The following is a 26756-nucleotide window of genomic DNA, read 5'->3' on the forward strand; positions in this document are numbered from 1 at the left end:
CACTATAAAGCGATTCACTTTATCCGTGCGCTTTTATAAGCTCTTTTGCATTTGCTTTAGCTGTTTTGCTAATGTTATCACCACCCAGTAATCGAGCAATCTCATTTACTCGACCATCTTTATTCAATGCCAGCATATGCGTAAATGTTTCACCGTCTGCAATTTCTTTGGCAACAAAAAACTGCTGATGAGCGCTACTGGCCACTTGCGGTAAATGGGTTACACAAATTACTTGCGTAGACTTACCTAGTTGGCGCAGTAGTTTACCAACAGCAGCAGCTGTTGGGCCAGAAATACCAACATCCACTTCATCAAATATAAGCGTAGGGGTCGTGACTTTTTGCGCAATAATAACCTGAATAGCCAAACTAATGCGTGATAGCTCACCACCCGAGGCTACTTTTGCTAAAGGTTGCAATGGTTGCCCTGGGTTTGTTGATACTAAAAACGAAACATTATCAAAGCCTAAGCTATTTGGAGCGCGATCGTTTTGTGCAGTCAATGCTATTTCAAATACGCCATTTTCCATAGATAGATTAGCCATGCTTTCGCTGATCAATCCATTTAATGTATTCGCATACTGGTGGCGACTTGCACTTAATTGTTCACTGGCGTTTTGATAATCCTCAAGGGCATGTTCAATTTCACCTTCAAGTTGCTCAAGACGTGAGCTGTTATTACTTATCGACTCAAGCTCTTGTGCAATAGTTTGATGAAATCCAACGAGCTCTTGGGGTTTTATATGGTGTTTTCTGGCTAAGTCCATTGCACCACTGAGTCTATTTTCTACTTCAGTTAATCGCTGAGGATCCAAGTCGGCTTGTTCAGTGTAATTACGAACTTCTCGGCTTGCTTCTTCAACTTGAACAGCGGCTTCTGATAATAATGTTGCCACACTGGCTAAGCTTTCATCATACTGTGCAAGTTCAGTAAATTGTTGGGCGCTGTGCTGTATAATGGAACACGCATTTTGTTCATCATTTTCATATAAATGCTGCAACTCGCGCTGGCAGACTTGCAATATAGTTTGGCTATTGCTGAGTTTATAATGTTCGGCTTCTATTTGCTCAAATTCATCTGCCTGCAATGCAAATTCATCAAGCTCTGCGACTTGATACTCCAATAGTTGCTTTTGTGCGGCTTGTTGCTGCTGCTGTTGTTCTAGCTGTTTAAATTCTTTTTGTAAGTCAGCAAATTGTTTATAACGCTGGCTTACAGCATTAACAAGATTATGATGGCCTGCATATGCATCGAGTAATTGTAGCTGATGCTCTGCCTTTAATAGGTGCTGGTGCGCATGTTGACCATGAATAGAAATTAAATATTGGCCTAGCTCTTTTAGTTGTGCAGCGGTAACTGGGCTGCCATTAATGTAGCTTTTACTGCGACCATTTTTACAAACAACTCGACGAAGTAAACATTCGTTGTCGTCGTTATTAAGCATGTTCTCTTCTAAAAAAGCATGAGCGAGTGGTAAATTGCTTAAATCAAATTGTGCACTTACCTCTGCTTTATCAGTACCTGGGCGCACAGCAGACGCTTCTGCTCGCTCTCCAAGACACAATGATAATGCATCAATGGCGATTGATTTACCTGCTCCCGTTTCACCGGTGATAGCGGTCATACCCGAATGCCATTCTGTGCTTAAATTACTTACGATTGCAAAATTTTTAATTTCTAAACCAATTAACATACTGTTCATCCATCCAGTGAATTAACTGTTAATTTATACAGTGTTTTGGTTTTTTGCAAATTAAATTTCTATATTTTAAGCAAGGCTGGACTCAATTAATGTTTTTTTTTCTTCATCAATAGGGAGGTTTTCATCGTTAAGGTCAATACTATCAACTGGTTGCGCTATGTCTTCAGTTTTTAACTTTAAAATTAGCGTAGGAAGGACTTCTTGATAAAAGTTTTTATTATATAAAATACCTTGAGCTGGTAACTCTGCTATGAAATATTGAGTGGTATCGGAAAAAGCTTGGCTGTTATTATTTTTATAGGTTTTTATTAGTTCTTCGTTAAGTATATTAATAAGTAAATCGCATAGCGATTCTAGCTTATTTAAATTTTCATCAGTGTGTGGCTGTACCACAAAAAAATTACTGACAACGGCTTGAATTCGAGGAAGGTGTTTAGCACTAATGACTTTTGCATCAAGTAACTCGTTAAGTTTTATTTTTAAACGTGATTGAGTACTTGCAACGCGCTCGTTAAACAGCTTTTTCTTTGCTTCAATAGTCTTTTTACGATTACTTTCAATGAGTAAGTAACTGCCAAGTAAAGTAATTAACAATAATAAAGCAAGAAATACTACATAAGTCATTGCTACAATTTCCTGATGGTGATGATTAATAATCTAGCCCGATATTTTGCTCTAAAGTTGCATGTTTGGCAATAACTGAGAGATTGTTTATCTTTTGGGGTGAAACATGCACACTCAAAGAGACTCAGCCTTGCCTACCTGTTTAGAGGCAAGGGATATGAGCATGCGCAGTAGTTTTAATCGCTTTTTACTTTGTCCACTCGATTAACTATCTCTTGCTGCGATTACATCGCCTCTCAATTAAACAACTCTCAGTCCTAAAAGCTCAACCGTTTTTAGTATAAACGGCTACCCCAGTTTAACTTCTTACGAAGCACATTATAATAAGAGTAATTTTTTGGGTGAATTAACCGTAATTTTCTATCTGCTTTGCGAATAACGACCTCATCACCGGGTAATACGGCAAGTACAACATGGCTGTCGCAACTTACCTGTAAGCTATCGGTATTTTCTAAACTAAGCTTTAAACGTACTTCGTTATCGGCATCTACCACTAAAGGGCGGCTTGATAAAGTATGCGGGAACATAGGAACCAATGACATGGCGTTGAGTTCTGGGGTTAAAATAGGGCCGCCGCCCGATAAAGAGTAGGCTGTTGAACCTGTTGGAGTCGATACAATTAATCCATCAGAGCGTTGTGAGAATACAAAATCATCGTTAATAAATGCTTCAAACTCAATCATGTGTGCTACTTTATCAGCATGAAGCACCGCTTCGTTTACTGCCGAATTAGCGCTTTTAAGTTCGTTATGACGGTACACTTCTACTTCTAATAAAAAACGTTTTTCTTCAATGTAATCGCCACTGAGTACTTGTTCTAAACTGCCTTCAAATCCTTCTGGATTTAAATCGGTTAAAAAGCCTAAATTGCCTCTGTTTACACCGATTACCGCAATATCAAAACGAGCGAGTACTCTTGCAGCGCCAAGCATATTGCCATCACCACCAACCACAATGGCTAAATCGGCGCGCGCTCCCAAATCAACGAGTTTTACGAGCTTCTCCTCAGGTACATCACTAAGTTGACCTCCCGTGCGTTTTTCAACAATCACCTCAAAGCCTAAAGCTAATAAAAACGTATGTAATCGTTGTAACGTAGCGGCTGCATTAGGATGATTTGGCTTACCAATCAAGCCAATAGTGTTAAAGGGAGAGTCCATAATAAATACACTGAAAGTTTCGGTATTGGTAGAGTAACCTAAAACAGAAGTGTTTGAAAACACAGATCTTAGGGTCTGTTGTCCTTTCAATGCGAAACAGACACTGACTGAAGGGTTTTGACTAGAGGCGATTAACTTTTTGTTTTCGGTTTTCACTTCGGCCACTAGGTTACAAAGCTCGTATCGCGATTAAATCGCCCCTAGTTTGAACAAATTTTAATCCGCAAAAATAACAGAGCTTAATAGTGACTAATTGATTTAATTAATTCACTGTAAAATTTAGATTTATTAAATTTCTTATACTTGAAATAATAATACCTAGCCCTGATATAACAGTCATGCGTAAAGATGTAGATAACATGAAATTAAATCCTCGAGACCAGCAAATTTTTGCCGCTGTTATGAGCCTGTACTGTAATGGTGATGGCTTACCTGTGCCTTCAACAAAAATTGCAAAACAAAAAGGTATGGCGGTGTGTTCTGCCACTGTTCGCAACGCGATGGCACGCCTTGAAAAAATAGGCTTATTGTATTCACCACATACATCTGCAGGACGAGTCCCCACCAATGATGGCTTTGACTATTGGTTTGATGAGTTTTTTACTTTGGGTGCTATTGCTAATTATTGGCAGCCTGAGCAGGCTGAGCTAGTCGAATTGGCACATGGCTTGAGTCAACGTTATCAAGTATGCTGTTGTGTGGGGCTACCACAAGTTAGAACTCAGCAGGTATTTAGAGTAGAAGTACTCGACTTTGACGCTAATAACTGGCTTATCTTACTTTTAGACAGAGCAGGGCAAAGCCATAATATTTGCATTAACAAGCCTGATGATCCCAGTGACGGCCAACGCTACGAGTTTGCTACTTGGCTTAACACTGTATTTAGCCAGCAAACGCTCATTGAAGGGCTATACAGAATGCAGGCCATGGCAAATACGGCACCGCGTAATTGTCATGACTCTTTAACTCAATGGACGCGTGAGTTAAGCCAAAAATTAGGCTCAGATAACAGTATTGTGGTGGGCGAAAACTACCTTTATAAAAAAATAGATTGTGAGCAAAGTCTTAATATTGGTGTTTCATTTTTAAATTTTGTGGAAGATAAGCTCGCATTTAAAAACGGGGTCTCTATACTCAGTGCTGAAAATTTACCTTTTAGTACTTGTGATGATCTCATTGTGATCACTGTGCCGTACTTTCAAAATCAGGAATATCAAAGTCGTTTTTGTGTTATTTGTCCGAAATCAGCGCAATTAGAGAAAATAATCCAAGAATTTAAATTATTAGAGCCATCGGGCTCTTGAATCTTTTTATTCAATCCCCATAATTACCGCAGTTGTAAAGAATTGGAGCGTATATTTTATGTCTGAGCAGACACAAAACCCAGAGCAAGAAGTAGAATTGAACGAAGAAGTGGCGCAAATGGAAGCCGACGTTGAGGCTGCAGTAGAAGCAGCAGAACAACACGCCGAGCAAGAGCAAAGCCCTGAAGCAGAAATTGCAATGTTATATGCTGAGTTAGAAGCGGCAAAACAAACTATTGCAGATCAGAAAGATAGCGTCGTTCGCGCTGCTGCTGACGTTGACAATATGCGTCGTCGTGCTGCACAAGATGTTGAGAAAGCGCACAAATTTGCACTTGAAAAATTTGCTAACGAATTACTTCCTGTTATAGATAACTTAGAGCGTGCTATTGAGTTCTCTGATAAAGAAAATGAAACGCTTAAGCCTTTGTTAGAAGGTATTGATATGACAGTAAAAAGCTTTAACGATGCAGTGGCTAAATTTGGCGTTGAAATTGTAAACCCACAAGGTGAGCAGTTTAACCCAGATTTTCATCAAGCAATGTCGATTCAGCCAAGTAATGATGTGACGCCGAATACTGTGTTAGCAGTAATGCAAAAAGGTTACACATTAAACGGTCGTTTATTACGTCCTGCAATGGTTATGGTATCTAAAGCAGCTGATGCTTAATTAAGTATACAATTAAAAAATGCCTCATTATGAGGCATTTTTTTTGTCTTTAAAATAATGAACTAACTGCACTAGGATAGTGAGTACAACTGCGCTGAACATTAAACTTGAAAATGGAACTGCACTTTGTGCATGCATTACCGCTAATATAGGGCCTACTAATGCGCCACTACCAAAACGTAAGGTGCCAATAACCGCCGTTGCAGTCCCTGTATTTTGCTCAAATTTCATCAAAATCAATGAATCTGCGTTACTTGCTATTATACCTAGGCTCATCATCAACGGAGCAATAGCCGCAACAATAAAGTAAAGTGACAAGTTTAATACGCTAAAGCTAAGTAATGCTGCGCCAGAGATAAAGCCACACATTAAGCCATAATAAAGCATTTTGCGTGAGCCAATACGTGGCACTACGCGAGTATTTAAAAAATTACCAAACATCAACGCCATTACATTAAAAGCGAATAACAGGCCAAACAATTGTTCTGATACTTTAAATAGGTCGAGGTAAATATAAGGGACGGACGTTAAAAAGCAAAAAAAGCCAAACGACACAAACATCGAGCTTAAAATATCGGCGCGGGCGTGCGTATTACTTAATACCACTTTATAACTTGAGAAGAATAATGCTAATCCTTTTCGCTCATTTTTAAATATTGGAATATCGATTAAGTAACGTTGCACAAAAAGTAAAATAACAAAGCTATAGGTCGCTAAAACAATAAAAATAGTCGACCATACCGAAAAGCCTAAAATGACCGAGCCGATAGAGGGGGCAAGTAACGGTGCTATCATCATAATCATAGACACGTAAGACATACCTTTAGCAGTATTTTTTTGATATATATGCCTAATGATCCCAGGGACGACAACCGTAGCGGCCGCGCCTGTAAATGCCTGTACAGCTCTTAACAGCCAAAAAGTATGCACTTCAGTGGTAAATGCTAACGCCAGTGAACTTAAGCCAAATAAACTGAGACCTATCCGTGCCAGTTTACGCCTGCCAATTTGATCGGCTATGGGGCCAAAAAATAACATGCCCAATGCATAACCCGCTAAGTATATACTCAACGATATTTGAACATTTGGCATGCTGGTATTGAGATCATTGGCAATCACCAGCATCGCCGGTAAATACATATCAATGGCTAAAGGCGTGATCGCGACAATACTGGCTAATAAAGGCAATAAAATACGGGTATTAAAAGAAGAAGCCGAAGCGCTCATTTAAAAACTCAAAACAACGAATATAGGCCCAGCATTATAGCAGGGCAATAGCCTTGGATAAACTTAGTTTGCCTGCTAACTTAATTGTTTAATTGCAAAAAGCAAAGATTTTAAACTAACACCGCGTTTGCTATTCTATACTTAGTAACAAACTTTTTTAGGGTAACACAATGAAAAAATTGGTTTTGGTAGTTCTAGCCAGTGCAGTATTAGCAGGTTGTAAAACATCACCAACTGGGCGAACGCAAATTGCGCTTTACTCAGATCAACAAATGACTCAAATGGGTACTGCCAGTTTTGCAGAGATGAAAAAAACGCAGCCGATAAATAAAGATCCAAAAGTAAACAGTTACGTCAATTGCATTGCTGAAAAAGTAGTGGCCGTGCTTCCTACAGAATATGCATCTCAAAATTGGGAAGTGGTGGTATTTGAAGATGAATCTGCAAACGCCTTTGCATTGCCTGGCGGTTATATTGGTGTACATACGGGGCTCTTAAAAATAGCCACAAATCAAGATCAGGTTGCCACTGTTTTAGGTCATGAAGTTGGACACGTGATTGCTGAGCATTCAAATGAACGGGTCTCACAAAGTTCTATTTTACAAACGGGTATGCAGCTGGGCAATGCGGCGCTTGAAATGGGTAACGTGCAATACCGTAATGAAATTATGCAAGGCCTTGGTTTAGGCGCTCAATATGGTGTGGTTTTACCCTTTAGTCGCTCACATGAGTCAGAGGCAGATACAATTGGTTTAGATCTTATGGCGCAAGCAGGGTTTAATCCCAAAGAGTCTGTAACACTTTGGCAAAATATGAGCCAAGCGGGCAGTGGGGCTACGCCAGAGTTTTTATCAACTCACCCAGCACCAACGAGCCGTATTGCAAATTTACAATCGCAAATGAGTAAAGCGCTTAGCGAGCAAAAAACAGCTAAAGCACAAGGTAAAAATCCGCAGTGTAAGTTGTGATCAGCCATAAAAAAACCTGTCTAATGACAGGTTTTATTTTTTATAATTAAAACATTCAATTATATATTAGAAAGTCCACTCTAAATGAACTTGCGGTACTGATTCACTAACATCAGTACCAAATTTATTGTGCCAGTATTGCCATTCCATACCTAACAGTAAGGTATTTTCTTTCATTTCTAGCGCATGTCCCATATCCCATACAATAATAGGTTGGGCTAAAAACCAAGCACGCACATCGTTACCAAACTCATCTTTTCGTTCAGCAATGTACTCTGCATGTCCTTTTACGTTAAACTTTTGCGAGCCAATCATGAACGGGTAATCAAAGGCTACATCAAACATCCAGCTGTTAGTTTCAATGGGTGCACCGCCTTTTGCAACGCCTTCGCTATCATCAATGTATGCACTGATAAGGGTTGAAAAGAAATTAAAACCAGGCACATCCCAGCTTAATTTTACGCCTGGTAAATATTTAACTACTTTGGCATCGCCTGCAGCATTAATACCCATGGTTAGGCCAACATCAACAAGCGCCCCTGACGCTACTTTTTCGTCCATTACCGCAGATAAACTAAGGGTAGAGTAACCTTCAAAGTAAAAGTCTTGATCTTGAAAGCCATCATCGTTGCTGTCGGTACTGTAATCAATAAAGAAAAAGTTATCGCCATAATCATGCCCAGAAGCATGCTCAATTGAGTACACCGTGGTATTAGATTTTTGTTCAGTAAATGGGTTTTTGTGGTTGCCGTTATTAATATGAAGCGCCGTATTGCTCCAATTAGCAGCGGTAGCTGTTGAACTTAATGCACACGCACTTAGTGCAACGAGAGGAAGTAAGTTTTTAATTTTCATAACCATATTTTATGTGACACGCTGAATATCACATTATAGCAAACACGGTTAATTTGTTAATTATTTATTGTGATAAACAGTGCATTAGCACGCAGCTAATACACTGTAAAAAGGGAGATTATGCTTTATTGCGGCGCAAACAAATAACAGCAATAGCAGTAAAGGCTAAAATAAAGCAGTAGTAAGATGAGGTTGAAACATCCCACGGGCTAATTTTAAATGTAGCACCGAGTAATAATGCTTGCGCGCCATAAGGTAAAGACCCTTGGGTAACACAGGCAAAAATATCTAATAAACTGGCAGAACGTTTACCACTAATTTCGCCATCATCAGCCAGTTTTTTAGCAATAGGGCCTGTCACAATAATAGACACGGTATTATTGGCAATACACATATTACTGGTGACAACTAATGCCGCGATCCCTAACTGATCGGCTACTTTACGGTGCCATTTGGCAATAACTTTAGTAATAGCTTGAATTTTTTGAGCGATATAGTCGAGGCCGCCATTAATACGAATAAACTCAGAGAGGCCACCAATAAACATAGACAGTAAAAATATTTCCTGCATTTCACTAAAGCCTTTGTAAATATCTTTTACAAAGCTTGCACCTTCATAGCTGCCGGTAAAGCCCATTAATGCGGCAAACACAATACCGCTTAACAGCACTACAAACACATTAAAGCCCATTACCGCCAGGACTAAAATAAAGGCATAAGGAAGTACTAATAAAATATCGTAGTCTTTGGTATCAACTACTTGTGCTGCAGGCGTTAAAAATAATAGCAATGCAATAGTGAGTATGGCGGCCGGAACAGCAATTTTAAGGTTTTCTTTAAACTTATCTTTCATTTCACAGCCTTGCGTACGCGTAGCAGCAATCGTGGTGTCAGAAATTATTGATAAGTTATCACCAAACATAGCACCAGATACAATGGTACCGGCCATTAAAGCAGGATCAATTCCTGTTTTAATAGATACTGCATAGGCAATTGGGCCAATAGCACCAATAGTTCCCATTGATGTGCCCATAGCAGTAGAAATAACCGCCGCTATTAAAAACAAACCAGGTAGTAGTAACGAAGGGGGAATAAGTGAAAGTCCGGCATTAACAACCGCATCTACACCGCCGGTAGCACCAGCAACCGCCGAAAAAGCACCCGCTAGTAAGTAAATAAGACACATGGTAATAATATTGTTATTACCTACGCCCTTTATAAAGGTTTCTACGCTTTGGTTGATGCTGGTTTTATTTAAAATAAAGGCTAAAACAATCGCGGGTAAAATAGCGACTGGTGCTGGGAGTTGATAAAACGCGTAATCAACCCCTTGAGATTGTAAATATAAGCCTGAGCCTAAAAAAATAGCAACAAAGGTGAGTAGGGGAAGCAAAGAAAATCTTGCTTTATTTTTATCAAATGATGGCTGCATCATAATCCTCGTTAATTATTCATAGCAATCGAAGTCGATTGATATATTAAACAGCCAAAGCATCCCTCTTTTAGCTGAATTTAGTTGTTTGTTTTACTATCTAACCAGATAAGTAATCCAACAGCGCCCGCAAGCCAAAGACCAAATCGGCGCAAAAAAAGAAGTTTAAATGTATAGATGGCTAAATGCAAAGACTATCTGTTATTATTATGAGGGTCTGTTGATCTTTCAAGGTTAAATTTGCAGCAGTCTGTTTGGTATTTAGGCAAGGCAGAGCCTATGTGGTGTGGTTGTTCCCCATAAATAGGCGATAACGCATCATCAATGCCAAACAGGCGCTGCCCGAAGGGTTCTGCCTAGGGGCGATTTACTCTTTGTTGCTCGGTTTTTACTTAGCCCACTAGGTTACAAACCTCGCGCCACGATTAAACCGCTCCTAGTTTGAACAAATTTTAATCCGCAAAGGTCAACAGACCCTAAAATAATCGAAGCTTTTTTATAAGCTTTCCTGACTATTACATGAGTTTTAGATAAAATCTAGCTAACTAAAAAATACATAGGTTGTAAAAAGATGAATCGAGTAGGTGTGTTTGGTGCGAATGGCCGTATGGGACTGGCACTTGTAGAAGCAGCAACAATCAATAAAAATTCACAATTAGCGGCGGCCTATGTGCGCAGTCAGTCACCGTTATTAGACCTGCCCGTTAATCAGCTTAATAGCGCAGCGGCAAAAGAGATTAAGTTTAGCAGTGAACAGCAGGTTGAAAATGTAGATGTGCTTATAGACTTTACTTTGCCTGAAGGCATGAGAAATCATTTAAAAACAGCCGTTGAGCAAAAAACACCTATGGTAATTGGCACCACCGGCTTAACTCATGACGATATGGCGCTATTAACGGATGCCGCTAAACATATTCCGATTGTATTTGCGCGTAATTATAGCGTGGGCGTAAATTTACTGCTTAACTTAGTGCAAACGGCAGCGACAAAACTAGGCGATGATTTAGATATAGAAATTTTTGAAGCACATCATCGTCATAAAATTGATGCGCCATCGGGCACTGCACTTGCCATTGGCGAGTCGATTGCTCAGGCAAAAGGATGGGATCATGATGAGGTTGCCGTTTATGATCGCAACAACATAGAGCAGGCCAAATCACAAAATGAAATTGGTTATTCGGTGCTAAGAGGCGGTGATATAGTAGGTGAACACACGGCCTACTTCGCTACAATGGGCGAAAGACTTGAATTAACCCATAAAGCAAGTTCGCGAATGACCTTCGCGCTAGGTGCTATAAGAGCTGCGCAGTGGTTGAAAAATAAACCTGCAGGACTTTATGATATGCAAGATGTGCTAGATTTAAAGTAGTTAAGTTCCTTTTTTAACGCTTTGGAGTGGTTTTTTGCTATAACCACTTATTTATTACAATTTACTAATTAGCGTTAGACCTAAAAGCCAACTTCATGTAGAATGCAGCCAATTTGCCAAAAATTACTAAATGCGTGTTTCCAATTATACTCATATGGTTAGCAAAACCGGGGTTTGTGTGGGAATGAAAAGAGTTTTAGGCAAGAAAAATGAATGAAGGTTTAGTGGTTTACATCGGCATCATTTAAGACTGCGTAAAACAATTTAAGCTCACAGAAATCAGGTTTTGACCAATTATCTGAGTATTGGCGGGGTGTTAAGCAATTTGCTTACTCCCGTTTTTTACTGTTAGGAGGTTTAACTTGACTAAATCCGCTCTGTTAGTCCTAGAAGACGGCACAGTGTTTCGCGGTACTGCAATCGGCGCTGACGGCATGTCAGTCGGTGAAGTAGTATTCAATACGTCTATGACTGGTTATCAAGAAATTTTGACTGATCCATCGTACGCGGAACAAATCGTAACTTTGACGTACCCACATATCGGTAATACGGGTACCAACAGCGAAGACGAAGAAGCGAGTCATATTTGGGCTAAAGGCCTAGTGATCCGTGATTTGCCACTGCTAGCGAGTAATTTTCGTAACGAGCAATCGTTAGATGATTACTTAAAAGAACGTAATATTTTAGGTATTGCGGACATCGACACCAGAAAACTAACCCGTATTTTGCGTGATAAAGGCGCACAAAATGGCTGTATCGTTGCCGGTGACGAACTAGACGAGAAAAAAGCGCTTGAAGCTGCGCAAGCCTTCCCAGGCTTAAAAGGCATGGATTTAGCAAAAGTTGTCTCAACCAAGGAAAATTTTGAGTGGCGCGAATCAAGCTGGACATTAGGCGAAGGGTTTAAAACCTTACACGCTGATGATGAAAAGTTTCATGTTGTTGCCTACGACTTCGGTGTTAAACGTAATATTTTACGTATGCTTGTAGATCGTGGTTGTAAACTAACGGTTGTACCCGCTCAAACCTCTGCCGCTGACGTACTAGCATTAAACCCTGATGGTATTTTCTTATCAAATGGCCCTGGCGATCCTGAGCCATGTACTTATGCCATTGATGCAATTAAAACCTTTTTAGAAACCGATACGCCAATTTTTGGTATTTGTTTAGGGCATCAACTATTAGCGCTTGCCTCAGGTGCTAAAACAGTAAAAATGAAGTTTGGCCACCATGGTGGTAACCACCCAGTTAAAGATCTTGAGCGCGATGTCGTAATGATCACCGCACAAAACCATGGTTTTGCTGCAGATGAAGCCACATTACCAGATAACCTACGTGCAACGCATAAATCGTTATTTGACGGCACATTGCAAGGTATTCACCGTACAGATAAACCAGCATTTAGCTTCCAAGGTCACCCAGAAGCGAGTCCTGGTCCGCACGATGCAGCCCCATTATTTGACCACTTCATCGATTTGATGCAAGCGCGTAACCACTAATTTAACCGGAGTAATAATGCCAAAACGTACCGACATAAAAAGCATTCTTATCTTAGGCGCAGGCCCAATTGTAATTGGTCAAGCTTGTGAATTTGACTACTCTGGTGCTCAAGCGTGTAAAGCACTAAGAGAAGAAGGCTATCGAGTTATATTAGTTAACTCAAACCCAGCAACTATCATGACTGACCCAGAAATGGCCGATGCAACATACATCGAACCAATTCACTGGGAAGTGGTAGAAAAAATCATTGAAAAAGAAAAGCCAGATGCTGTCCTGCCTACAATGGGTGGCCAAACAGCATTAAACTGTGCGCTTGATTTAGACAAGCATGGTGTATTGGCTAAGCATGGCGTTGAGCTTATTGGCGCAACAGCCGATGCAATCGATAAAGCAGAAAACCGTGAGCGCTTTGATGTTGCTATGCGTAACATCGGCCTAGAATGTCCACGTGCTGAAATTGCCCATTCAATGGATGAAGCGCGCGATACCATGACCCGTATCGGCTTACCGTGTATTATTCGTCCTTCTTTCACAATGGGCGGCACCGGCGGCGGTGTGGCTTACAACATGGAAGAGTTTGAAGAAATCTGTGAGCGCGGTTTAGACCTTTCACCAACCAGCGAGTTATTAATAGATGAGTCGTTAATTGGTTGGAAAGAATACGAAATGGAAGTTGTTCGTGACAAAAAAGACAACTGTATTATCGTCTGTTCTATTGAAAACTTTGACCCAATGGGTGTGCACACAGGTGACTCAATCACTGTGGCTCCAGCACAAACATTAACCGACAAAGAATACCAAATCATGCGTAATGCCTCTATGGCCGTATTGCGTGAAATTGGTGTTGAAACCGGCGGTTCAAACGTACAATTTGGTGTAAATCCCGTTGATGGCCGTATGGTTATCATTGAAATGAACCCACGTGTATCACGTTCATCGGCACTGGCCTCTAAAGCAACCGGTTTCCCTATTGCTAAAATCGCCGCTAAGTTAGCGGTAGGCTACACGTTAGATGAGCTTCAAAACGATATCACTGGCGGTAAAACCCCAGCGTCGTTTGAACCGTCAATCGATTACGTTGTAACAAAAATTCCTCGCTTTAACTTTGAAAAATTTGCCGGTGCAAACGACCGTTTAACGACGCAAATGAAATCAGTGGGCGAAGTAATGGCGATTGGTCGTAACCAACAAGAGTCATTACAAAAAGCATTACGTGGTTTAGAAGTAGGCGCAACAGGCTTTAACCCAATTGTGGCACTTGATGACCCTAAAGCAAAAGAAAAAATCATTCGTGAATTACGTGAGCCAGGTGCAGAGCGTATTTGGTACATTGCCGATGCAATGCGCCATGGTATGAGCGTTGAAGATGTATTTGAATTAACTAAGATTGACCCTTGGTACTTAGTGCAAATTGAAGACATTTTAAAAGACGAAGCTAAAATTAGTGACGTTGGCATGGCTGGCCTAAATGCAGACTTTTTACGCAAACTTAAGCGTAAAGGTTTTGCCGACCCGCGTATTGCTGAAATTGCCGGTGTTTCTGAAGCTGAAATTCGTAAAAAACGTCATCAACTAAATATTGTGCCAGTGTACAAACGTGTTGATACGTGTGCAGCAGAATTTAGCTCAGACACAGCTTACATGTACTCATCGTACGATGAAGAGTGTGAAGCAAACCCAACAGACAAAGACAAAATCATGGTTATCGGTGGCGGTCCTAACCGTATCGGCCAAGGTATTGAATTTGATTACTGTTGTGTTCACGCAGCCCTTGCGCTTCGCGAAGACGGCTACGAGACCATCATGGTTAACTGTAACCCTGAAACGGTATCTACCGATTACGACACATCTGATCGTTTATACTTTGAGCCAATTACGCTTGAAGACGTACTAGAAATCGTCCGTGTTGAAAAACCAAAAGGCGTAATCGTGCAGTACGGTGGTCAAACACCACTTAAATTAGCGCGTGAGCTTGAAGCGAATGGCGTGCCAGTGATTGGTACTTCTCCTGATGCGATTGACCGTGCAGAAGACCGTGAGCGTTTCCAACAGTTAGTAGAGCGTCTTGATTTACTACAGCCAGAGAACGCAACGGTAACATCAACTGAAGAAGCACTACTTAAATCAGTTGAAATTGGTTTCCCACTGGTTGTGCGCCCATCGTACGTATTAGGCGGCCGCGCAATGGAAATTGTATACGACGAGCAAGATTTACGTCGCTACATGACCGAAGCCGTGTCAGCATCAAACGAGGCACCAGTATTACTTGACCGTTTCTTAGATAACGCAATTGAAGTTGACGTTGACGCAATTTGTGACGGCGAGCAAGTAATTATTGGCGGTATCATGGAGCACATTGAACAAGCGGGTGTTCACTCAGGTGACTCAGCATGTTCATTACCAGCACATTCTTTATCTCAAGAAGTGCAAGATGTAATGCGCAAGCAAGTAACCGATATGGCACTTGAGCTTGGCGTAGTTGGCTTAATGAATACACAGTTTGCTGTAAAAGATGGCAAAGTGTACTTAATTGAAGTAAACCCACGTGCAGCACGTACAGTACCGTTTGTATCTAAAGCAACGGGTGTAGCACTTGCAAAAGTAGCTGCGCGTTGTATGGCGGGTCAGTCACTGGCAAGCCAAGGCATTACTAAAGAAGTGATCCCTCCATATTACAGCGTTAAAGAAGTGGTTTTACCATTTGCTAAGTTCCAGGGTGTGGATCCTATCCGTGGCCCAGAGATGCGTTCAACAGGTGAAGTGATGGGTGTTGGCGATACTTTCGCCGAAGCGTTCGCAAAAGCACAATTAGGTGCAAGCAACACTTTACCACGTGGTGGTCGCGCGTTACTATCTGTACGTAATAGCGATAAGCCACGTATTGTAGAACTAGCTAAAACCATGACAGACCTTGGTTTTGAGCTAGATGCAACAGGTGGAACAGCTGCTGCACTTGAAGATGCTGGAATTACGGTTCGCCGTGTAAATAAAGTATATGAAGGTCGTCCGCACATTCTTGATAGAATCAAAAATGGCGAGTATAGCTATATCGTTAATACCACCGAAGGTCGCCAAGCGATTGAAGATTCGAAGGTGTTACGTCGTGGTGCATTGCAGCACAAAACCAATTATACTACGACATTGAATGCGGCATTTGCTAACTGTACTGCTAACCAAGCAGATGACCGCAGTAAAGTGACGTCTGTTCAAGAACTACACCTGCGATTGAACTAAGGAAATGTGCCAAGGCCGTAACCACGGCCTTGGGATTAAGTGAGAAAAGTATGCAATCAATTCCAATGACAGTTCGTGGCGCAAAATTATTGCGCGATGAACTTAACGAATTAAAAACTGTTACCCGTCCAAAAATTGTATCTGATATTGCTGATGCACGTGAACACGGTGACTTAAAAGAAAATGCTGAGTATCACGCTGCGCGTGAGCAACAGGGTTTTTGTGAAGGCCGTATTCAAGAAATTGAAGCAAAACTTTCAAACATGCAGATGATTGACGTAACAAAGATGCCTAATACAGGTAAAGTGATTTTTGGTACTACAGTAACCATCGTTAATGTTGAAACCGACGCTGAAGTTAAATATCAGATTGTTGGCGATGATGAAGCAGATATTAAAAGTAATTTAATCTCTGTCAATTCACCAATTGCTCGCGGCTTAATTGGTAAACAAGCGGATGACGCTGTGATTATCAAAACGCCAAAAGGTGATGTAGAGTACGAAATCATTGAGGTTGAGTATATTTAATTAGTTAACTCACTTTAACGTTTTATAAAAACCAGTGCTTAGCAATAAGCACTGGTTTTTTTATGCTTGGTTTTTATATTTGGTTTAGATACCGGTCAATTATTATTCATTGTTTGTAAATGTAGACTATGTTGTTATGGTAGTAACCTATTCTTCAATAAGGAAATAATATGGCAAATATACTGTATCCAGCACCTTTAAAAGTGGGATCTAAAATCGCCGTGTGTTCTTTATCAGCGGGGATCAAATCAAAATATCACCCACGGTTAGACATCGTCATTAATGGCTTAAAACATCGAGGTTATGAGGTTGTTGAAGGGGAGTTTTTACGTCAAAACGAGCCGCGAACTCAACTTACTGCTAAGCAGCATGCCAAGCAATTAATGGACTTTTTATTGGATGATAAAATAGATGCGATTATGCCGCCAATGGGCGGAGAGCTGGCAATGGAAATATTGCCGTTACTTGATTTTGGCGCAATTAAAAATGCCAAACCTAAATGGTTGGTGGGTTATTCAGATGTCAGCACGATTGCTTGTGCACTGACAGCAAAATGTAATTGGGCAACACTGCATAGCGCCAATTTAATTCAGTTACACCCCGATGAAAAAGATCCGTATTGTTTACAAATTTTTGAAAGTCTAAGCTATGAGGCTAATAGTGAGTTTGAGCAAGCCCCCTCGACTTACCATCAACATAGCAAGCCTGATTATGCACAAAACCCAAACGTATTATTTGATCACAGCGCGCCAACCCAGTGGCAATGTTTAAATTACACCGATAAACGCAGTATCGAAATGTCAGGGCGATTGTTTGGTGGGTGTCTTGATACGGTTGGGCTGTTGCTTGATTCGCCTTTTTTAGCACTGCATGAGTTTAAAAAGCATAATGCCTCGCAAGGTATTGTGCTTTATTTAGAAAGCGCAGAGCTCACGCCTGCGACGGTTGCACGGTTTTTATTGTCACTCAAATTAGCCGGTATGTTTGATGATATAAACGGGGTGATTATTGGCCGCCATGTAACCTTACAGGGGCAAGATCCGGGGTTTGATTATCGCCAAGGCTTAAATGCCGCTTTTGGCGGGTGTTTATTTCCGGTGATCATTGATGCCGATATTGGTCACATCCCTCCTAATTTAAATTTAATCAATGGAGCTTTATGCACTGTTACCGCAGATGTTGATCAAGGCAAAGTTATTAGTGCGTCTGTGGTCACAAAACTAGCCTAATAAAGTGAGCTGCTCACTAACAATTTAAAGTGAGCAGCTTTGACTTATAAAACCTGAATTACTTGGTCTTTGCTTAAACGTGATTTTGGCAGCTTAGCATTGTAGTCTTCTTCTGCATCATGGTAACCCAGCGCAAGTGCCACATCACAGATGTAGCCGTCTAATTCGCTTGCAAACTCTTCACCAATCAGCTGTGCATCAACGCCTTCCATCGGCGTGGTATCAATCCCTAAGCGTGCTGCTGCATGCATAGTATTGCCTAAAGCAATGTAGGTTTGTGCTTTGGTCCACGCGGCATTATTACCTTGCTCATCGGTATTTAAATCAACAAACGCAAAGGCGCCAAAAGCTTGCTCGCGGTTTTCTTTTTGAGTTCTGCCATTCTTTATATCGGCATCAATTACGTGTCCGTAATCTTCACGAGTATATTGCGGATTATGAGCAAATAAAATAATGTGCGACGCCGCTTTAATGTGTGGCTGATTAAATTGAAACTTGTTAGCAAAGGTAGTGTGCATACGCTCTTTTGCAGCGTCTGATTCAATCACTACAAATTTCCAAGGCTGCGAATTAATTGACGAAGGAGAAAGACGCATAGCATCATACAATACCGTTAAATCGTCTTGAGAAATGCGCTTTGTCGCGTCGTAACGTTTAGCAGTATGGCGGCTTTCAAGGTCGCGAATAATAGGGTGAGTCATAGTCTCTCCATAATAAAAAAGGGCTAATAAACAGTGTTCACTGAGTGTATGAGCAACATAATACAATTTGCTTTATTTAAAATAAACAGCATAATTATTGAATCATTATCAAATAAAAATAGATAATATGCAGATTGATGACTTAAAACTGATTTTAAAAGTAGCAGAGTGTCGAAGTATTACTTTAGCTGCTGCTAAGTTAGATATGCGCACAGCAACCGCCAGTGCGGCTATTAAGCGCGTAGAATCAGCCCTTGGCTGCGAATTATTTATTAGAACAACTCGCCATTTGCGTTTATCCAGTGCAGGGGAGCGATACATACCCCAATGCGAACAAGCGCTGGCTGTACTTGAAACGGCAAGGCAAAACCTCAAAGGAGAACATGATGCTATTGAGGGAGAATTGCGGGTGGCTACTTCATCTGATTTAGGGCGCAACCTAGTGATCCCCTGGATTGATGACATTATGGATAGGTACCCAAGTGTGAGCTTGCGTACGCACATTAGCGATAGCAATATCGATTTTTTTCGTGATTCGGTTGATATTGCACTGCGTTATGGCTCCCCAAGTGATAGCAGTGTATATGGGTTTAAAATTTGCAACGTACCGCGACTACTCTGTGCTACACCTACCTATTTAGCTAAATATGGTGAGCCAGAGCACCCTGATGATTTAGCGCAGCATCACGGGTTATTTTATCAGCTGCAAGATATTATCAATAATGTATGGGAGTTTACCGATGGCCAAAAAAAATACAAAGTAAAAATGCAGGGCAGACGTGCCTCAAACGATGGCGATTTAGTAAGGCGCTGGTGTGTGGCAGATAAAGGTTTAGCGGTTAAATCGGCGTTAGATATTGCTGATGACTTATTAAATAAACGCGTTGTTACTGTGATGCCAAACTATCAGCACACCCAAGGGGAGCTGTGGCTTATTTGCCCAAGCAGACAATCGATTACTCCCGCTGTACGACTACTACGCGATGTGTGCAGAGAAAAAACCGCTCACTTATTGAATCAGCTAGTAAAAGAGGGAATTGTTGATAAACGTGTATTAATTAACGAGTAACAAATACACGCTTAGTAATGTTAACTTAAGTGGTTATTAAAAAATGCTAATGTACGCTGCCATGCAAGTTCGGCATTTTTTTCATCGTAGCGGCCAGTTGAATCGTTATGAAAACCATGATTTGCGCCTTCGTACATGTGCATAGTGTAATCAACATTGTTTGATTTTAAGCTCTGCTCATACTCAGGCCATGTGGCGTTAACGCGTTTATCAAGCTCAGCTAACTGAATCATTAACGGCGCTTTTATATTTTTGTGTAAGCTTTCACTTGCAGGTGTGCCATAAAAGGGCACGCCCGCAGTCAATAAATTACTGTCTACGGCAGCTAAATAGTTAACAATATAGCCACCAAAACAAAAACCAACGGCACCTAATTTACCATTACTACTTGGATGCGCCTTCAAAAAATGCGCGGCGGCAACAAAATCATTTTGTATTTTAACGCGATCCATCGTGCGCTGCATGGCTCGACCTTCATCGTCGTTGCCTGGGTAGCCACCCAGTGGGTGCAACGCATCAGGGGCAAAGGCAATAAAGCCGGCTTTAGCCAGTCGCCTTGCAACATCTTTTACATACGGATTTAAGCCGCGATTCTCGTGTACTACTAATACAACAGGTAGCTTGCCTTGTGTATTTTTTGGAACCACTAAATAGCCTTTGCCCGAACCATGGCCATCAGGCGAATCAAATTCTTGGTAAGTGGCTTTTATGTCATCGTCGTTAAATGAGACTTGCTCGGCTTGTGCGTAATTAGGTAATAATGCACCTGTAAGCACCGTCATTGAAAAGCCCAATGCGGCTAAGCCACCAAGCTTTTTCATGAACGTGCGTCTATCAATTAAACCATGAGCGTATTCGTCATACCAATCAAATGCTTCTTGAGGAATGTGTTCAGACTGAGGGGAGGTCATAGTTGTGCCTTATTTATTATGATTATTAAATACCATAACGTAAAAGGCATAAAAAACGAGCAGTTTTCCTTTAATTATTGTAATTGTTATAAAACTACTCGTTAAGTAATAAAAGAATAGCCTCTCTTTGTTGCTTTGATATTAAAGCAACCATTTCAGGATGATTTAAACTTTTTACCTCGTTAATAGTTATATTTTTTTTATTAAGAGTGTATAAATCACTATATGGACTTACTTTGTCAGCGTTACTTGCAAAGATGTAAGTTTTTTTAGTGTAACTAGGTGCACTAAGTATATTGAATAGATTAAGCTTGTAAGACGGAACTCCACTTTCTTCAATTATTTTATTAGCCACTTCGTTCAAATAATCATCACCTAAAAACGTGCTATAAATAGGGTGGGTTAACCTAGCAATAGTATTTAATGCAGTTTTAAAATTAATCATAGGAGCAATAAGTATGTGTTTATTAATATTCAGCTTGCCTATTATGTGATTGCTCGCAACTGCACCCATTGAATAACTAACAAGAGATATATTTTCATATTTTTGCGTCTTTATATATTCACTCACAATATTTGCATTTACTAAACCAAAGTCAAATGGTTCATTTTGGTTAGGCGAAGGGGCAACAACAACGTCGGCTCCCGTAAAATGAGCAAGCCAGCGTGATTGCACTCCATAGATTGTATAATCAATACCATAACCTGGAAGTAAAATGATTAAATGATTTTTTTTAACAGGGTGTTTATTTGTATGATTTAAGGTTTCCTCAAACGTTTTAATTGTTGTGCCATTTTTTAATTTAAAATTGAGTGTAACCGTTGAAATTATTTTGCCTTTATAAAGTATTGTTGGTGAGGTGTATAAAAAGTTTACACACTGTTTTTTACTTATACAGTATTGGGTTTTCTGGCCCGTTACATTGCTATTCAATACCGATTTATCAAAAATTACTGGTCTAACAGGCTTCGTTATTTGTTTGGCAATAAAGTTCTGGCATCCACTCAAAAGAACTATAAAAGACAGGATTAGTGTTATAAAGCGCATTAAAACTCCTTTTTCTATATATACAATTTTTGTAAAAAGCTAAAACCTTAATTGCCTAATATTTAAGAACCCATAGAATCTGAGTCAAAGTGAATTTGAATAATGTGAACTTATATAGCTTTGTAAGTTTTATTCATAATTAGTCCCTGATAATCCTTCATCAAACCCGAGTAAAATCCCAATCCGGCAAATGAAAAAGAAATAGTTATTGCACCCAGCAGCGTAAAAAAACGAGCAGTTTACTATGCTCATCATAGGATCTTTTTAATCACGCAATTAAACGTTGAACAACATAGATAAAGCTAACCCAGTAATGAGTAATAAAAATCCGATAATTTGTGTTGCTATATCTCTTTTGCGAACGAGAGTTTCCGCTACAGGGCTAGTTAGTTTACGAGTAAGAAAGTTTGCTGGGATTAAGCGAATGCTTGCAAAGCCCATAAAACTAAAGCCAAAGCCAATGAGGAAGCTCGAATAGGTGGAGTCAATAATGCCACCGATAAACGTGAATAAGGCGATTAAATAAAGTGACATACTTGGCCAATGTATTACTTTTTTATTCATAGTTAGTCCTTGATAATCCTTCATCAAACCCAAGTAAAAATTCTAATCCTACAAATGCAAAAGAAATAGTTATTGCACCCAATAGCATTAAATTGCGGTTGTTCTTTTTGTAACCCAGAGTAGTCAATACGGCAAAGACGATAAATAAGATAAGCTGAAATGTGCCCATGGTTAATCCTTTAAGAGCAAAGTTTAGAGTTAAATTACCAGTAGGGAGACAAACTGGCAAATAGTTGAATGCTATTTTTTAACTATAAATAAAAAGCTCGGCATAATAATACCGAGCTTTTTTGGTTGGGATTTTACTTAATTTAGTGATTCGTCGTTGCTGGTTGGCCATCGACTAGGGCATCTTTACCGCGCCATTTGCGGATCAGGCGTTTTGCATCTTCAAGCGCAACATACTGACACGGTATAAGAATAAGCGTTATTACCGTTGCAAACAGCACACCAAAAGCGAGCGATACCGCCATAGGTATTACAATTTTTGCCTGTAAGCTGGTTTCCATAATAATCGGCATGACCCCAATAAATGTGGTAATTGAAGTCAGTAATATGGCTCTAAAGCGACGCGCACCGGCTTGCATTACCGCTTGTTTTATTGCCACGCCTTCAGCACGCGCTTTGTTTACAAAATCTACCATCACGAGTGAGTCATTAACCACCACACCGGCTACCGCAATAATGCCAAACATCGATAAGCTGCTCATGGTCATACCTAGTACCATGTGGCCAAACATTGCGCCAACCACACCAAATGGAATGACCGACATAATAATTAATGGTTGCGAGTAAGAGCGCAGAGGAATAGCCAATAATGCAAAAATTATGATCATCGATAGCGCAAAGTCACGTAATTGCTCATCAGCGCTATCCATTTCCTCTTGAATACGACCAGCCACATTACTTTGCACCCCTGGGTAGTTTTTAAGTAATGAAGGTAAGTACTCATCACGAATTTGTTGTGCAATGGCAAAGGGCTCTACTTGGTCAGTATTTACCGCAGCCCACACGTTTACTGTACGTTTTGAATTTTCACGGCGAATACGATTAACCCCATCAACTAATGAAATATTAGCAACTTCACTTAATGGTACTTCAGCGCCTGTTGGGGTGATAATACGTACGCTGTCGATATCGCTGATTGAGTTACGCTCATCTTCTGGGTAGCGGATCATCACTTTAATTTCTTCACCTTCTCGAAGAATACGTTGTGCTTCTAAACCGTAATAACTAAAGCTTACTTGTGACGCCACATCGGCAAGGGTTAGCCCCATGCTGTAAGCAAGTGGTTTTAAATCTAGCTGTACTTCATCGGTAGCGCTTTGCATTGAGTCATTAACATCGCCTACGCCTTCCATACTTTGTAACTTGGTTTTAAGCTTACCAGCGACTTCTTTAAGTACTTGTGCATTTTTACCTTCGAGTTTAAAGCTTACATCGCCATCGTCTCGACCCCCGTTCATAATACTGTCTTGAATGGTTAGGGTTTTAACACCCGGTAAGTTAGGCATTTGCTCGCGCCATAAGGCACTCAGTGCAAAGGTATCAATAGGGCGCAGGTCGGGTTCAACTAAAATAGCCATAATGTTTGCTTGCGTTCGCCCACGTAAGCTAACTGATAAATCGCGGATCATCGGTTTACCGTATTGCTCTTTGAGCTGGCTATCAACGCTCAGTATTAGCTGCTCTACTTTTTTAGCTGTCTCAAGCGTTGCTTGCTCAGAAGACGCTAAGTTCATTTCTATATCAATGCGTGGAAAATCGTGCGGTATTTTAGGATTAGGCACAAATTTAACTAAACCACCGGCAAACATTCCCGCACTGACAATCAGTAAACACATAAAACCGACAATTACGGTATAGCGATAATGAATGCAGCGACCAACAAACGGGGTGTAGTAGTTATCAACAAAACTTTTTAGGCCGTTATCCATTACTTTACGTGCACGGTGAAGCGGGTTTTTTGGATTTGGTTTACGGTCTTTCATTGCCGCAATATGTGCTGGTAAAATAAGTTTTGATTCAATCAGTGAGAAAATTAAACATAAAATAATCACCCCACCAATGGCTTTAGAAAAAGCCGCACCAGGGCCTGTGGCAAGAGTTTGCGGTAAAAATGCCGCAATAGTGGTAAGTACGCCAAATGTGGCTGGCATTGCCACGCGCTTTACGCCGCGTACTACGTTATCGAGTGTATGGCCGTGTTTTTCTATTTCAGCACTAGCAGATTCGCCCACAACAATGGCGTCATCAACCACTATCCCAAGCACCAGTATAAAGGCAAATAACGAGGCTAAATTAATGGTGACATCTAAAAAGCCAATTGGCATAAACAAAAAGGCACCTAAAAATGACACAGGTAAACCCATCATTACCCAAAAAGCTAAACGTAATGGTAAAAACAGCGCTAATACCAACATAACTAATAAGCCACCCCAAATCATATTGTCGACCATCATATCGAGGCGACCTTCGAGGTAGTAAGTTAAATCAACAATAGGAGAGAGCTTAACACCTGCAGGCAGTTGCGATTCTTTTTCAGCCATATAGGTTTTAAGTACTTTAGCAACATCGGTAATATCTTGATCTTTAGAGGCGTTTACTTCAAACGACAATGAGTTTTTACCATTGTATTTTGAGTATTGCAGGCCTTCTTCAAAGCCATCATTTATAGTGGCAACATCACCTAAATATACTTGCGCGCCATCGGCAAGGGTGATCAGTGGTAGTTTCGCAAACTCGCTACCACGGTAGGCTTGTTTCTCAACGCGCATTGAAATATAGCCATTTTCAGAGCGAATTTGCCCAGCTGACATATTGGCAGAAAAGCTTTGCACTGCACTGGCAATATCTCTAAACGTTAATCCATAAGCACGCAGTTTGTCTGGGCTTACTTCAATACCAATTTCGTAATTAAGGCCACCATTAAAGTTAACTAAATTAATATTAGGCAGTGCCTGAAGCTCGTCTTTTATATCGTTTCCGAGCTCTTTAAGTTGGTAGTTACTCATGTCACCGTAAAGGGCAAGTGTCATTACTTCTTGTTCGTATTTATCGCGACGAACAATAGGGCGCTCCATACCCGCAGGAAACGTATTAATTGAATCTACTTGTACTTTAATTTCATCGAGTACTTCTTGCGGATCAAACTGCTCTTCTATTTCAATCCATGCTTGTGAAGAGCCTCTATTGGAGTAGGTGATAAGGCGCTTTATTCCCTCTATACCCTCAAGGTTCTCCTCAACTTTTATAGTAATGCCTTCCTCAACCTCTTGCGGGGCTGCGCCAGGATATACCGCGGAGACACTGATCCAGTTACTTTCAAATTGTGGAAACATTTGTTTGCGAATAGTAAACGCCGTTAAAATGCCACCAATAAGTATAAATATCATCAATAGATTTGCTGCAACAGGGTTGCGCGCAAACCATGCAATTAGGCCTTTTTCACGTGTAGACATAAGTTACTCCTGTTTCAATGCAAGTTGAGTAACGTCTGGGGTTGTTACAACGTCTTCAATTTTTACCGCCATTCCCTCGGTAGGGTATTCAAGGGCAGAAGTAATTAGCTGTTCACCTTCATTAAGCCCTTGGTCTGCGATCACCATGCCGTTTTGTTCACGTATAATATTGAGAGTTTTAAACGACAGGGTTAAATCGTCATTTAATATCGCAATTTTATTTTCTTTGACTAAATGATGTGGCACAACAATGGCGTTATTAACTGCACGACCTTCTATGCTAGCGTTAACATAGGAGCCAAAACGCAATGGTTGAGTTTTGTTAGCATATGGGGTTGGTAATTGTGCCACTAAGTAGCTCATACGGCTTTTTTGATCTATCACCCCTTCACTGCGAACAACTTCTGCCTGCCATGTGGTTTCTTTGCCCGCGAACTGCGCACTAAATAACACTGTTGCACCAATACCGCCATTATTTAAGTATTGAAGCTCTTTATCGGCAACCGGTAAACGTACTTCAGCGACCGAAGTGGCGCTGAGTGAGCCAAAGCTATTACCTGGATTTACAACAGAACCCAAACTAATGCTACGCGCGTTAATAATCGCGTCGTAGGGGGCTTTAATATAAGTGCGTTCTAAATTACGTTTAGCACGTTTTACACTTGCTTGTGCTGAGCGATAACGCGCCATTTTCTCTGCTAATTGCGGTTTACGTAAATAAAGCGCAGAAGCGGTAATATCGCTTGAGTCTGCTTTAATGCGTTCCCATTCAGCTTTAGCAACATGCGCTTGAGCACGTTCAATCTCAAGCGCTGAACTTGCTTGGGCGAGCCCAGCCTCAGCTTCAATTAAATCAGCTTCGTAATCATTTGGGTCAATTCGTGCTAAAATATCTCCTTGCTTTACGAAGGCACCTTCAACAAATTGCCCTGCAACAGAAATAACTTGGCCACTTACCTGAGCAATCAGCTCAGTGCGGTCTTTAGGTTGCACAATACCGTACGATTTAACATCGAGAGTGATTGCATCAAGGTGAATAGGTTGTGCTGCAACCAATGGGCGAGTATCTTGTTCTGGTTTTTCTTCTGGTGGTTTTTTCATTGCTGAAAAGCCCGCTGCAAGGGCGATGCCACCAACAAGGACCGCGATAGGGAGTATTATTTGTTTTTTAGTCGCCACAGGGCATTCCTTCATAAATTGT

General features: G+C 40.7%; 22 protein-coding genes. 9 read left to right on the forward strand and 13 right to left on the reverse strand.

What is annotated here, in order from left to right:
• Positions 1-19: 19 nt before the first annotated feature.
• The 3 genes from recN to nadK all read right to left on the reverse strand — a co-directional run bounded on the left by recN (position 20) and on the right by nadK (position 3486).
• Positions 20-1693, reverse strand: coding sequence for a DNA repair protein RecN (recN, locus tag ACTRWE_RS00420; RefSeq protein WP_013465169.1), 1674 nt, complete (start codon positions 1691-1693; stop codon positions 20-22).
• 75 nt (positions 1694-1768) lie between these two features.
• Entirely contained in the window at positions 1769-2326 is a 558-nt protein-coding gene (locus tag ACTRWE_RS00425; protein WP_013465168.1) for a hypothetical protein, read from the reverse strand.
• Between the two features lie 275 nt (positions 2327-2601).
• Positions 2602-3486 (reverse strand): NAD(+) kinase, encoded by an 885-nt coding sequence (gene nadK, locus ACTRWE_RS00430; protein WP_013465167.1) that lies wholly within the window; start codon positions 3484-3486, stop codon positions 2602-2604.
• Between the two features lie 338 nt (positions 3487-3824).
• Between nadK and ACTRWE_RS00435 the strand changes: the two genes are divergently transcribed.
• Both ACTRWE_RS00435 and grpE read left to right on the forward strand, forming a co-directional pair.
• A complete protein-coding gene (locus ACTRWE_RS00435; RefSeq protein ID WP_016900402.1) occupies positions 3825-4790 on the forward strand; it encodes an HrcA family transcriptional regulator in 966 nt (321 codons plus the stop codon).
• Positions 4791-4848: 58 nt separating this feature from the next.
• A complete protein-coding gene (gene grpE, locus ACTRWE_RS00440) occupies positions 4849-5460 on the forward strand; it encodes a nucleotide exchange factor GrpE (protein WP_013465165.1) in 612 nt (203 codons plus the stop codon).
• A 27-nt stretch (positions 5461-5487) separates the two neighbouring features.
• On the opposite strand, the gene ACTRWE_RS00445 is transcribed toward grpE, so the two are convergent.
• Positions 5488-6687, reverse strand: coding sequence for a Bcr/CflA family efflux MFS transporter (locus ACTRWE_RS00445; protein ID WP_013465163.1), 1200 nt, complete (start codon positions 6685-6687; stop codon positions 5488-5490).
• Positions 6688-6857: 170 nt separating this feature from the next.
• Between ACTRWE_RS00445 and ACTRWE_RS00450 the strand changes: the two genes are divergently transcribed.
• Positions 6858-7655 (forward strand): M48 family metallopeptidase, encoded by a 798-nt coding sequence (locus ACTRWE_RS00450; RefSeq protein ID WP_013465162.1) that lies wholly within the window; start codon positions 6858-6860, stop codon positions 7653-7655.
• Positions 7656-7721: 66 nt separating this feature from the next.
• Here the strand turns inward: ACTRWE_RS00450 and ACTRWE_RS00455 are convergent, their stop codons facing one another.
• Both ACTRWE_RS00455 and ACTRWE_RS00460 read right to left on the reverse strand, forming a co-directional pair.
• Positions 7722-8510: a nucleoside-binding outer membrane protein gene (locus tag ACTRWE_RS00455; RefSeq protein ID WP_024602952.1), complete on the reverse strand. Its 789-nt coding sequence runs from the start codon at positions 8508-8510 to the stop codon at positions 7722-7724.
• A gap of 118 nt (positions 8511-8628) precedes the next feature.
• Entirely contained in the window at positions 8629-9942 is a 1314-nt protein-coding gene (locus ACTRWE_RS00460; protein ID WP_013465160.1) for a Na+/H+ antiporter NhaC family protein, read from the reverse strand.
• 571 nt (positions 9943-10513) lie between these two features.
• On the opposite strand from ACTRWE_RS00460, the gene dapB reads away from it, so the two are divergent.
• The 5 genes from dapB to ACTRWE_RS00485 all read left to right on the forward strand — a co-directional run bounded on the left by dapB (position 10514) and on the right by ACTRWE_RS00485 (position 17801).
• On the forward strand, positions 10514-11311 hold the full coding sequence (gene dapB, locus ACTRWE_RS00465) for a 4-hydroxy-tetrahydrodipicolinate reductase (protein ID WP_008463955.1): 798 nt from the start codon (positions 10514-10516) through the stop codon (positions 11309-11311).
• A 362-nt stretch (positions 11312-11673) separates the two neighbouring features.
• On the forward strand, positions 11674-12810 hold the full coding sequence (gene carA, locus ACTRWE_RS00470) for a glutamine-hydrolyzing carbamoyl-phosphate synthase small subunit (RefSeq protein ID WP_016900401.1): 1137 nt from the start codon (positions 11674-11676) through the stop codon (positions 12808-12810).
• 16 nt (positions 12811-12826) lie between these two features.
• Positions 12827-16045 carry a carbamoyl-phosphate synthase large subunit gene (carB, locus tag ACTRWE_RS00475; RefSeq protein ID WP_462879298.1) on the forward strand — a complete coding sequence of 1073 codons (3219 nt, stop codon included), beginning with the start codon at positions 12827-12829 and terminating at the stop codon, positions 16043-16045.
• Positions 16046-16095: 50 nt separating this feature from the next.
• Entirely contained in the window at positions 16096-16572 is a 477-nt protein-coding gene (greA, locus tag ACTRWE_RS00480) for a transcription elongation factor GreA (RefSeq protein ID WP_010388635.1), read from the forward strand.
• A gap of 170 nt (positions 16573-16742) precedes the next feature.
• Positions 16743-17801, forward strand: coding sequence for a S66 family peptidase (locus ACTRWE_RS00485; RefSeq protein WP_013465157.1), 1059 nt, complete (start codon positions 16743-16745; stop codon positions 17799-17801).
• Between the two features lie 44 nt (positions 17802-17845).
• On the opposite strand, the gene ACTRWE_RS00490 is transcribed toward ACTRWE_RS00485, so the two are convergent.
• A complete protein-coding gene (locus ACTRWE_RS00490) occupies positions 17846-18502 on the reverse strand; it encodes a nitroreductase family protein (RefSeq protein ID WP_013465156.1) in 657 nt (218 codons plus the stop codon).
• Between the two features lie 127 nt (positions 18503-18629).
• On the opposite strand from ACTRWE_RS00490, the gene ACTRWE_RS00495 reads away from it, so the two are divergent.
• On the forward strand, positions 18630-19571 hold the full coding sequence (locus ACTRWE_RS00495; protein ID WP_029610011.1) for a LysR family transcriptional regulator: 942 nt from the start codon (positions 18630-18632) through the stop codon (positions 19569-19571).
• A 20-nt stretch (positions 19572-19591) separates the two neighbouring features.
• On the opposite strand, the gene ACTRWE_RS00500 is transcribed toward ACTRWE_RS00495, so the two are convergent.
• The 6 genes from ACTRWE_RS00500 to ACTRWE_RS00525 form a co-directional block, all read right to left on the reverse strand.
• Positions 19592-20482 (reverse strand): dienelactone hydrolase family protein, encoded by an 891-nt coding sequence (locus ACTRWE_RS00500; protein ID WP_013465154.1) that lies wholly within the window; start codon positions 20480-20482, stop codon positions 19592-19594.
• A 94-nt stretch (positions 20483-20576) separates the two neighbouring features.
• Positions 20577-21530 carry a hypothetical protein gene (locus tag ACTRWE_RS00505; RefSeq protein ID WP_013465153.1) on the reverse strand — a complete coding sequence of 318 codons (954 nt, stop codon included), beginning with the start codon at positions 21528-21530 and terminating at the stop codon, positions 20577-20579.
• 276 nt (positions 21531-21806) lie between these two features.
• Positions 21807-22094, reverse strand: coding sequence for a hypothetical protein (locus tag ACTRWE_RS00510; protein WP_013465152.1), 288 nt, complete (start codon positions 22092-22094; stop codon positions 21807-21809).
• Entirely contained in the window at positions 22087-22263 is a 177-nt protein-coding gene (locus tag ACTRWE_RS00515; RefSeq protein ID WP_013465151.1) for a hypothetical protein, read from the reverse strand. Before ACTRWE_RS00515 ends, ACTRWE_RS00510 begins: the two co-directional genes overlap by 8 nt.
• Before the next feature lie 142 nt (positions 22264-22405).
• Positions 22406-25555, reverse strand: coding sequence for an efflux RND transporter permease subunit (locus tag ACTRWE_RS00520; RefSeq protein ID WP_462879299.1), 3150 nt, complete (start codon positions 25553-25555; stop codon positions 22406-22408).
• Positions 25556-25558: 3 nt separating this feature from the next.
• Complete coding sequence (locus ACTRWE_RS00525; protein ID WP_013465149.1) at positions 25559-26734, reverse strand: efflux RND transporter periplasmic adaptor subunit; 1176 nt, start codon at positions 26732-26734, stop codon at positions 25559-25561.
• Positions 26735-26756 lie beyond the last annotated feature (22 nt).

This window comes from Pseudoalteromonas sp. G5_S1_54_S4, from assembly GCF_054968565.1.